Origin of the sequence: Aeromonas sp. QDB62 (assembly GCF_027705695.1) — a bacterium.
In the GTDB taxonomy this organism is placed as follows: domain Bacteria; phylum Pseudomonadota; class Gammaproteobacteria; order Enterobacterales; family Aeromonadaceae; genus Aeromonas; species Aeromonas allosaccharophila.
Window position 1 is genome coordinate 1 of record NZ_JAPDCD010000109.1, and the last position, 1,840, is coordinate 1,840.

The 1,840-nt window shown below is 36.7% G+C and carries 1 protein-coding gene; it reads right to left on the reverse strand.

Annotated elements, in window-relative coordinates; translation table 11 throughout:
* Positions 1–360: 360 nt before the first annotated feature.
* Positions 361–1,734, reverse strand: coding sequence for a hypothetical protein (locus tag OKC27_RS22620; RefSeq protein WP_141712028.1), 1,374 nt, complete (start codon positions 1,732–1,734; stop codon positions 361–363).
* Positions 1,735–1,840 lie beyond the last annotated feature (106 nt).

The window sequence follows — 1,840 nt, forward strand, 5'->3', positions numbered from 1 at the left end:
ATGATCTCGCACCTCGATAACTGTACGTAAGATCAGTATAGTTCGTGGTAACTGACTGCTAATCATGGGTAATCAGGAAAGAGAATCGTTTTTTTTAAAAGAGAATCGTTTTTTGTTTTTTGCTCAGCAAGCTGAGCAGCATTAGCCAGCCTTTGAGAGAATGATGATTAGGATTAATGGAATTAATTCTCATTTACACTTATGTGCCAATTAACTGTACTGTCGTTGTATTTTCATCCAATAAAAATATCGCGAAGCACTAAAAAATCTTAAAGCGAAGCGCAACATCAACAAAATACGAATAAAAAGCGAAGCGTTAGGCGCGTTGCGAAGCATAAACGCGCCAAATGTTGAGGTGTATTAGAGCGTATTTTTATTGTTTTTGGTCTTATTTCGTTTTATCTCTGCATTTCTAAGAGCTCTCGTTGTTGCATGTGAATAATGTTCCTCAATCATCTTAACACTATTCCCAACGTGCATCGCAATATGAGCAAGAGGAACCTCATTAATTATTTCATTTGTTATGTATGTATGCCTGAAACCATAAAGTGTACCTTTTACACTGTTTTCATTTGCAAATTTCTTCCAAATCTCAGGTGGCCTATTTAAAGGGAAAATATTACCATCACCACCACTCTCTCTTGCGTCAGTAAAGTTTTTAAAACCCGCTAATTTAGCGATTGGTATTAATACTTCTTTTATTACTCGGCTGTCTGTTTTTGTATTCCCTTTTGCAATTAATACTTCCCTTCCGACTTTTTTAGTTTCTTTTAGCTTGCCTTTATTTATTCTGCAATAGTAATCTACATAACCATTTTCATCACGACGAATAATGTCGTTCCATGTTATTCCTGTTGCTTCCTCACCAGTTCTTACGCCAGTCAAATAAAGGAATTTACAATATAAAAAAAGTATCTTTTTGTTTTTATCATCTGTATCTGCATTACACCAGTTAGAAAGTTTATTAAAAATTAGTTCAATTTCATCTGTCTCCCAGTACTCAATTTTGGCTGTTTTCTTCGCATCAACCTTATTCTTCATATCAGGTAAAAATGAAATCAATCCCTGCTCTTTAGCTTCACTCAAAATCCTTTTCAATAGAATATGAACAGTATTTTTAAAAGTTTTACTGGGTGCTAGCGATGTTTTTATATCATCAATGTCTTTAAGGGGGGGCAGCTCTTTTCCTGCTTGAAAATCTAATAGATCCTTTGCCTCTCTTGCTGCAACAAGTCCTTTGACATATTGCCTCCAGAATAATCTGATTGATCTTTCGTTAACATCTTGAATTGCCATCCCACCAAAATATGGAATTAGATGGTTTCTTATCACACTAACGTAGTAACCATCATTAGCTTTTTTTCGATCTTTATAGAGCTCAATTATTTCATTTGCTATCGTTTTAAAAATTACGTTCTTTTTAATTTGGATACCATTGGACAACTTGTTATCGAGCGTAAATGCGATCTTATATGCCATTACCTTAGCTTCATTTAAATCAGCTGTTTTAGTACTTTGACGATAATCAGATATGCCATTGTTGGGTTGATGAACGCGACAGTACCACTTGGAGCTCTGTTTTTGTTTGTATAGCGAGATCCCGTTGCCAAGAGTGACACGACCATCGGGCGTGGATTGATCCCCTTTAGTTGTACGTTCAGAGACCATCCTCTCGATCATCTGCTCTAATTCTTCCCGAGATTGCAGACTCAAGAACTCAGACAAACCAGCCATAACTGCTCCCATTGATACCTATGCAACTCGTAACTGTTCACCCAGATGGCATTGACAGGAAAAAGTGAGACGATCATCCCTTGATCCACTGTTGCCCCTTGCCTGA

Excerpts from the sequence above, each read along its gene's own strand:
- OKC27_RS22620 (WP_141712028.1), bottom strand. The coding sequence starts at position 1,734 with ATGGCTGGTTTGTCTGAGTTCTTGAGTCTGCAATCTCGGGAAGAATTA.